Here is a 7,539-nt window from a genome sequence, read left to right as displayed (position 1 = left end):
AATTAGTATTTCAGGTTCATTTGCAAGCGCCATCGCGATCATGACCCGTTGTTTCTGTCCGCCAGATAGTTCATGGGGGTACGCGCTAAGTCGGCGCTCAGAATCAGGGATGCCCACGAGCTCTAGAAGCTCCACACAGCGCTCTCGGCATCTTGTGTTGCTCAGTCCTTGGTGAAGTTTGAGTACTTCCGAAATCTGTCGCTCCACGGTGTGCAGCGGGTTCAAAGAGGTCATGGGCTCTTGAAAAATCATGCCGATTTCATTACCACGGACTGCTCGTAACTCTTGTTCGCTCGCTTGAAGCAGGTCTTGTCCTTTGAACAGGATTTCCCCTGAGGGGTAACTCGCACTTTGGCGCGGTAGAAGCTGGATTATCGCGTTAGAACTGACTGACTTTCCGGAACCGCTCTCGCCGACTAAGGCAAGGGTTTCTCCACGATTTAGGGTGTAACTTACTCCATGCACCACCGTTTGGCTTTCGCCGTTATGCGCGAAAGCCACGCTTAGGTTTTTAACTTCAAGTATGGGCTGCTGTTGGTGCATAAAAGCTATCCGTTAAATTTTTCTTGGATCAAACGCATCGCGAAACGCCTCTCCGATAAAAACTAGAAGCGAAAGCATGACTGCAAGAACGATAAAGGCGGTCATACCTAACCAAGGCGCGTGCAAATTGGTTTTGCCCTGAGATATAAGCTCACCCAGCGACGGGGAGCCGGGAGGCAAGCCGAAGCCGAGAAAATCCAAGGAGGTGAGGGTGGTAATTGACCCGGTCAAGATAAATGGCATGAACGTCAGGGTTGCTACCATTGCATTTGGTAGTATATGGCGGAACATAATTCCTGCGTTGTTCAATCCCAGGGCTCGTGCCGCTCTTACGTATTCAAGGTTTCGCGCACGTAAGAATTCAGCTCTAACGACATCAACGAGGCCCATCCAGCTGAACAATAACATGATGCCTAGCAGCCACCAGAATGTTGGTTCAATTACGCTAGATAAGATAATCAGCAAAAACAACACAGGAAGTCCTGACCAAATCTCTATGAAGCGCTGCCCAATAAGATCGATCTTACCACCATAGTAGCCTTGCAATGCTCCGACGGCCACGCCGACGATTGAAGAAAATATGGTGAGCGCTAATCCAAATAACACGGAAATTCTAAAGCCGTAAATCACTCTCGCCATCACATCTCTAGCTTGGTCATCAGTGCCTAAAATATTAATCGTTGTTGGAGCCGAAGGTGCAGGCGTTTCAAGTTGGTAGTTGTGTGTGTCGTAGCTAAAACGAATCGGGGGCCAGAGTATCCAGCCTTTCTCCTCAATGAGCTCTATAACATATTCGTCGCGATAATCTGCTTCAGTTTCAAACTCCCCACCAAATTCCGTCTCCGAGTATAGATTTGCGATTGGTGTGTAAATGCCTCCGTCAAAATAGACGATCAGCGGTTTGTCATTTGCGATCAGTTCCGCAAAAAGCGAGGCAATGAAGAGCGTAAGAAATATCCAAAGGGAGTAGTATCCGCGACGATTTGCTTTGAAATTCGCAAGTCTCCGCTGATTGAGAGGCGACCATCTATTGCTATCAAACGCACGCATCATGACTCTCTGCTCTCAAAATCGATTCTTGGATCAATGAAAACATAGGTTAGATCGCTTATTAGCTTTAGCAGAAGGCCGACAATGGTGAAGATAAATAAGGTGCCGAACATCACAGGGTAGTCTCGGTTAAGCGCTGCCTCAAAACCAAGTAAGCCAAGTCCATCTAGCGAGAATATAACTTCGATCAGCATTGAGCCGGTGAAGAAAATACCAATGAGCGCGCTGGGCATGCCAGCAATGACGATCAACATAGCGTTACGAAAGACATGGCCGTAGAGCACATTTTTCTCACTAAGGCCCTTAGCGCGCGCGGTCGCGACATATTGTTTGTTGATCTCATCCAGAAATGAGTTTTTGGTCAGCATTGTAAGGGTTGCAAAGCCTCCGACAACGATAGCTGAGACAGGCAATACTAAATGCCAAAGATAATCGATGAATTGTTCGAATGCGCTCATCTCTTCGAAGTTACTTGATGTTAGCCCGCGAAGTGGAAAGAAGTCCCAATAGCTGCCACCGGCAAACAGAACAATCAGCAATACTCCAAAAAGAAAGCCTGGAATCGCATAACCAACAATAATGACGCTACTGGTCCAAACATCGAAGCGAGAGCCATCATTGACGGCTTTTTTGATACCCATCGGTATGGAGAGCAAATAGATAATGAGCGTTGACCATAAACCTAGCGAAATGGAGACGGGCATCTTCTCGACAATAAGGTCGATGACACTTTTGTCCCTAAAAAAGCTATCACCAAAATCAAAGGTGATGTAACTTTTGATCATAATCCAAAATCGTTCATGTGCTGGTTTATCAAAGCCATACAGCTTCTCAATTCGAGCAACGAGCTCAGGATCTAATCCTTGTGCGCCTTTATATTTAGAGCTGGATGAGTCACTACTTGTTGAGCTGACTTGGTCACTTCCTCCGCCCAGTCTTGCTTGGACATCAGATTCCATTCCCTGAGTTTGCGCAAGCATACGCTCGACAGGTCCTCCAGGAGCGGCTTGAACGATGACAAAGTTGAGGAGCATGATTCCAAATAATGTCGGAATCATTAATAGCAGTCGTTTTGCAATATAAGCGGTCATTGCGCGTTCTTAGACCACCAAGCATCAATATATACACCTGATTTTGGCGATACCTCAGGGTGGGCAAGTGTATTCCGATAGGCCACTCTATCAACAGGGTTGAACCAGTTTGGTATAACATAATGCCCCCATAATAAAACTCTATCTAGGGCGCGAGTTCTCTGAATGAGGGACGCACGGGTCGGAGCACTGATCACAAGTTCAATGAGTTCATCGATGACCGGGCTGTTTATTCCCGCATAGTTACGCGAACCAGGCTGATCAACTTTGCTTGAGTGCCAAAATTCGCGCTGCTCATTACCGGGCGAATTGGATTGGGGAATACTGCTAACGATCACATCGAAGTCAAACTCTCTGAGTCGATTGATATACTGCGTTGTATCAACAACAGATATACGCGACGTTATACCAAGCCTCTGAAGGTTCTTGATAAACGGCTGGATAACACGCTCAAAGTCTTTTTGAAACATCAAGAACTCGAGTTCCAGCGGTTTTCCGTTTTTATCTAGCCTTTTGCCATCTTTTACTGGAAAACCAGCTTCGTCTAATAGTTTCATGGCTGCGCGGAGGTTTTTTCTCAACGAGCTCGGTTTTGCGGTAGTTGGAACGGTAAATTCTTTTTCAAATACTTCGGTTGGTAGTTGCTCTTTATAGCGGCTTAGGATCTCTAGTTCTTCACCTTCCGGTAGGCCAGAGGACGCCAATTCAGAATTTTCGAAGTAACTGGAGGTCCGTTGATACTGAGAGTGGAACAGGTTTTGGTTTGTCCATTCGAAGTCAAAAGCGAAGGATAGGGCATGGCGCACTTGGCTATTTGACAATGTGGGGCGCCTGGAATTGAGCACAAACGCTTGCATGCCGGAAGGTCGTTCGTGTTTGACCTCTTCTTTTATGAGTTCACCTGTTTCGAATAGCTTTCCTTCATATTGTGTAGCCCAGTTTCGCGCAGTGCTTTCAGTACGAAAATCATACTCACCGGCTTTGAAGGCTTCTAACGCGACAGTATTGTCGCTGTAGTATTCGTAGATGATCTGATCAAAATTATGCTTGCCTTTCGCGACTGGTAGATCCTGCGCCCAATAGTCGGGGTTTCGTTTGTAGGTAATGGACCTTCCTGGGTCAACTTTCGAAACGACATAGGCGCCATTACCGACTTGAATATCAAGACTAGCCGAGCCGAAGCCTTTTGTTTCCCAATAATGTTTGGCCAGAATGGGCATTTGACCAAGGATAAGTGGTAGCTCTTTGTTTTTATTGTCTTTGAACTTGAATGTTACTTTTAAAGGGTTGTCTATAACGACTTCATTAACATCGCCATAATACGCGGCATAGAAGGGCTGTGCCCGCTCGTGCGTGGTGAGCATTTCGAAGCTGTATTTGACATCTTCCGCCGTAATTTGCTTGCCATCACTAAATCGCGCTTTTGGATTTAATTCAAAACTTACCCATGACCGGTCTTCTGGCAAGAGTATTTTTTCAGCAATTAAACCGTACTCGGAAAACGCCTCATCTTCGGAATGGACAGTAAGGCTCTCATATAGTCTTGAGACGCCAGCGCCACTGACACCCTTTACTATAAAGGGGTTAAAGCTGTCGAAGCTGTTTGAGCGAACGCTCACGCGCAGCGTGCCGCCCTTTGGGGCCTCAGGATTAACATAATCGAAATGCGTGAAGTCGGGGCCATACTTGAGATCACCGTGCATGGCGATCCCATGAGTAGGAGCGGCGATAACGTTGAGAGTAAGGAACGATAAAAGTACAAATGTCAGCGGTTGTCGCAAAGCGCGCATAGTATCAGGCCAGATTGTTTATATTATTAGGTAAATCCTAAAGCCTCTGTGGTGGTCAGTCTAGCGTGTCGCGAATGAAAATAGCCGTAGTGCGTTAGAGGTCACGCCTCGGCCATGTTTCGCTCAAAAAACGAGCAGATTTAAGCCTTGGCTATGCTCGTGGCGGAGGAGTAGGCTTGTTCTGTGCCGGTGTTACCATAGAGCTTCGGTTTTGAATGTTGCCCTCGCACGATGTCCATGATTTTCTGATTTCGTGCGCGTGAGCGTTCAATTACCAAGCCGTTTACTTGATTGAGTTGCTTACACTCATCAAGTTGAATAAGCGAATCGTTCCAAAGCCTGCTTAAATCTGGGTCACCAAGCGCGTCGATTCCAATTTTGACTTTGCCAGCTTCGATTTTTGCGCCAGAAGCGGTAATCAGTTTTACTTTTGCGCGGGCTCTATCTTCAATTTGCTTGACTAACGTGCCTTTGTTCTTAGCAAGATGATTGATGTGGTCGGTATTCCGCTCTTTGAGGGCGGTTGCTTCTTCTTTGAGTGTCGCGCGAAGATTCGAGATGTCTGTTAGATCTTTCTCAAGTAACAGTTTTAACTGAGCGCAAAGAGCGGGGATTCTGTTGGGGATGTTTGAGTTTGACATACGCTTACCTCGAATAGATTTTCTCTATTCAAGGTCAAGCATTTTCTGCGCCATGTTTTGAGGGTTGGACTTATAGCTTCCATCAGCAATTGCAGCTCGGAGCTCTGCAACCCGCTGTTCGTTAACTTCAGAACCGCCTTTTAGGTCTGCTTCTGCTTGCTGAATTGCTTGAGCCGCATTACTTAAGCTGACCTTTGTAGAATCAGTCTTGTTTTGCGGTTCAGAGGCAGCAGGCTGCGTCGCTTCCAGTGCTGTGCCTGATCGCTGTTCGCTACGTTTTCCACGAAGCGGGTCCTGATTGTTGAGGTTTACACCGTTGATATCAATACTCATCACAATAACTCTATTTAGCTGTTCACTCATATTAACGGACGCTGACCAAAAAACTTTAACTTATTCTGTAAAAAAGTAAGTATTTTTTTACATCAGCACCGCGACTCTTCCTCTTTCGACCACTTGCGCTCGAATGATGCGGTCTGATGAGAGGTTTTTCACGCTGATTTGTTCTCCAAGAGCCCCTGAATTTAGAGCCTCTCCTTTCATTTGTATTGCTATGATATTGCTTTTTGCAGAGATGATTACTTGGTCTCCCCGCGATATCAAATTAGGCGCCTGTAGTCGTGAAGGCGTGATCGCCGAGCCTTGTTTTATCGTTCTTTTTGATAGCATCCCAGTAACTAAATCTATCTCATCGTAGTGCGCGTATCGCGTGACGTTAAGTTGTTGCTCTTTCAATTCAAGATGACGCGGCTGAATAAGCGTGTTTTTTGGGATGCTGGTGGCTGCTACGACAACATCACCATAAATGTCTATCGTCAGGGGTACGAAAAGCTGCCAAGAAGGGGAGCTGCATTTTAATTCAATGGTGTTGTTAGGTGATTGGTATATTCTGCGGCGTATTGAGAAAACGATTTCTGAGTCGCAGTCACTGAATTTTAGTTTTGGCGGGATATTGCCGATCAAGAAGTCATAACGGTGCTGTTTTTCCGCCAGCGGCAAAAGCTCGCTCCTTACGAACTCTTCTGTCATTTGCCGCAGCTGATCAGTCTTGAGTGTGTCGGCAAAAGCTTGTGTAAACATGCTTCCTGATGCCAGTAAGAGGGATAGTCTTAGTAGATCAAAAAGCAGTGTCATAATTTTGGTCTGCATATCTCGATACAAAATCTCTTTAAGAATTGTTAGAAATAATGCAATTGGTGCGCCGCTTTTAAAATGTTGGTCTATTATTGCTAACAATTAAGCGGCTATTTGTCGCCAAACACGATGCAATTGGGAGTGACAAAACGTGGCAGGTGTTCTCGATAGTGTTAATCAACGCACTCAGCTCGTAGGCCAAAACCGATTGGAGTTACTGCTGTTTCGGCTAGCGGGCAGTCAGGTTTTTGGGATTAATGTGTTCAAGGTGAAAGAGGTATTGCAATGCCCCAAGCTTGCAACCCTTCCTAAGAGTAATCCCGTTGTAAAGGGTGTGGCCCATATTCGTGGCGGTACGATCCCCGTTTTAGATATGGGAATGGCGACTGGACAACGTCCGGTGTCGGATAAGGATCTTGATGATCACTTTATTATTATTACGGAATACAATCGTAAAACTCAGGGCTTTCTTGTTTCTGGAGTTGAACGTATCGTGAACCTTAACTGGGAAGAGATTCATCCGCCTCCAAAAGGTTCTGGTCGCGAGAATTATCTTACTGCCGTTACAGAGATCGACAATAAGCTCGTAGAGATTTTGGATGTTGAAAAAATCTTGGCCGAAGTGTCTCCAATGGATGAAAGTGTCAAGGAAGAGACGTTAGCTGATCATGATGTTCAGGAATTTAAACAGCATAAAATTTTGGTGGTCGATGATTCTGTCGTTGCTAGGAAGCAAGTTAAGAACTGTCTGCAGGCCATCGGCGCAGAGGTGGTTCTAAAGAATGATGGGCGCCAGGCCTACGATCACCTTAGAGAGATTACTTCTGACGGAAGCACTGCTGCGGCTCATTACAGTATGATGATTTCTGATGTCGAGATGCCAGAAATGGATGGTTATACACTCACGGCGAAATGCAAGAGCGAAGCCTTACTTTCTGATTTATACATAATGTTGCATACTTCGCTGAGCGGCGTGTTTAATCAGGCTATGGTGAAGAAAGTTGGAGCCGACGATTTTATGGCGAAGTTTAGCCCTGACGAACTAGCCGAGCGAGTCATGAGCGCGATTGAGCAGAATGTCGAGAATTCGGCGTCATAAACCCACAAAGAAAGGGATTCAGCCTCAGTGATAACAAGTCAATCGTATTCTGCATTTTGCGAGTTTTTGGATTCTGCTTGCGGTATCGTTCTTGGAGCAAATAAAGAGTACCTCGTTTCGAGTCGACTTCGTCCGATTTTGGAAAGCAATGAATTAGAGAATCTTGAGTCTCTTTTAGAAAAGTTGAAGTT

At 45.8% G+C, this 7,539-nt stretch carries 8 protein-coding genes and 1 pseudogene; 2 read left to right on the top strand and 7 right to left on the bottom strand.

The window, feature by feature from the left end; translation table 11 throughout:
* The 7 genes from A3750_RS04240 to flgA form a co-directional block, all read right to left on the bottom strand.
* A partial coding sequence (locus tag A3750_RS04240; protein WP_156498388.1) for an ATP-binding cassette domain-containing protein occupies window positions 1–543 on the bottom strand: 543 nt, incomplete at its 3' end.
* Between the two features lie 12 nt (window positions 544–555).
* Window positions 556–1,593: an ABC transporter permease gene (locus A3750_RS04235; protein WP_068453272.1), complete on the bottom strand. Its 1,038-nt coding sequence runs from the start codon at window positions 1,591–1,593 to the stop codon at window positions 556–558.
* Window positions 1,593–2,684, bottom strand: a complete 1,092-nt coding sequence (locus tag A3750_RS04230; RefSeq protein WP_068453260.1) for a microcin C ABC transporter permease YejB — start codon at window positions 2,682–2,684, stop codon at window positions 1,593–1,595. The genes A3750_RS04235 and A3750_RS04230 overlap by 1 nt, the downstream gene beginning before the upstream one ends.
* The gene (locus tag A3750_RS04225) at window positions 2,681–4,387 is read right to left on the bottom strand and encodes an extracellular solute-binding protein (protein ID WP_197474879.1); all 1,707 of its coding nucleotides are present in this window, start codon (window positions 4,385–4,387) and stop codon (window positions 2,681–2,683) included. The genes A3750_RS04230 and A3750_RS04225 overlap by 4 nt, the downstream gene beginning before the upstream one ends.
* Before the next feature lie 227 nt (window positions 4,388–4,614).
* Window positions 4,615–5,115 (bottom strand): flagella synthesis protein FlgN, encoded by a 501-nt coding sequence (locus tag A3750_RS04220; protein ID WP_068453264.1) that lies wholly within the window; start codon window positions 5,113–5,115, stop codon window positions 4,615–4,617.
* 24 nt (window positions 5,116–5,139) lie between these two features.
* A complete protein-coding gene (flgM, locus tag A3750_RS04215; protein WP_082863076.1) occupies window positions 5,140–5,478 on the bottom strand; it encodes a flagellar biosynthesis anti-sigma factor FlgM in 339 nt (112 codons plus the stop codon).
* A 57-nt stretch (window positions 5,479–5,535) separates the two neighbouring features.
* The gene (gene flgA / locus A3750_RS04210; RefSeq protein WP_156492275.1) at window positions 5,536–6,264 is read right to left on the bottom strand and encodes a flagellar basal body P-ring formation chaperone FlgA; all 729 of its coding nucleotides are present in this window, start codon (window positions 6,262–6,264) and stop codon (window positions 5,536–5,538) included.
* Between the two features lie 136 nt (window positions 6,265–6,400).
* Between flgA and A3750_RS04205 the strand changes: the two genes are divergently transcribed.
* Window positions 6,401–7,348 carry a chemotaxis protein CheV gene (locus tag A3750_RS04205; RefSeq protein WP_068453268.1) on the top strand — a complete coding sequence of 316 codons (948 nt, stop codon included), beginning with the start codon at window positions 6,401–6,403 and terminating at the stop codon, window positions 7,346–7,348.
* Between the two features lie 27 nt (window positions 7,349–7,375).
* Window positions 7,376–7,539: pseudogene (locus A3750_RS27265) on the top strand (chemotaxis protein); the annotation flags it as partial.

The sequence above is a fragment of the Oleiphilus sp. HI0079 genome (assembly GCF_001635105.1).
This window is presented reverse-complemented; position numbering and strand designations above follow the sequence as displayed.

Excerpts from the sequence above, each read along its gene's own strand:
- flgM (WP_082863076.1), bottom strand. The coding sequence starts at position 5,478 with ATGAGTGAACAGCTAAATAGAGTTATTGTGATGAGTATTGATATCAAC.
- A3750_RS04230 (WP_068453260.1), bottom strand. The coding sequence starts at position 2,684 with ATGACCGCTTATATTGCAAAACGACTGCTATTAATGATTCCGACATTA.
- flgA (WP_156492275.1), bottom strand. The coding sequence starts at position 6,264 with ATGCAGACCAAAATTATGACACTGCTTTTTGATCTACTAAGACTATCC.
- A3750_RS04220 (WP_068453264.1), bottom strand. The coding sequence starts at position 5,115 with ATGTCAAACTCAAACATCCCCAACAGAATCCCCGCTCTTTGCGCTCAG.
- A3750_RS04235 (WP_068453272.1), bottom strand. The coding sequence starts at position 1,593 with ATGCGTGCGTTTGATAGCAATAGATGGTCGCCTCTCAATCAGCGGAGA.
- A3750_RS04225 (WP_197474879.1), bottom strand. The coding sequence starts at position 4,387 with ATGCACGGTGATCTCAAGTATGGCCCCGACTTCACGCATTTCGATTAT.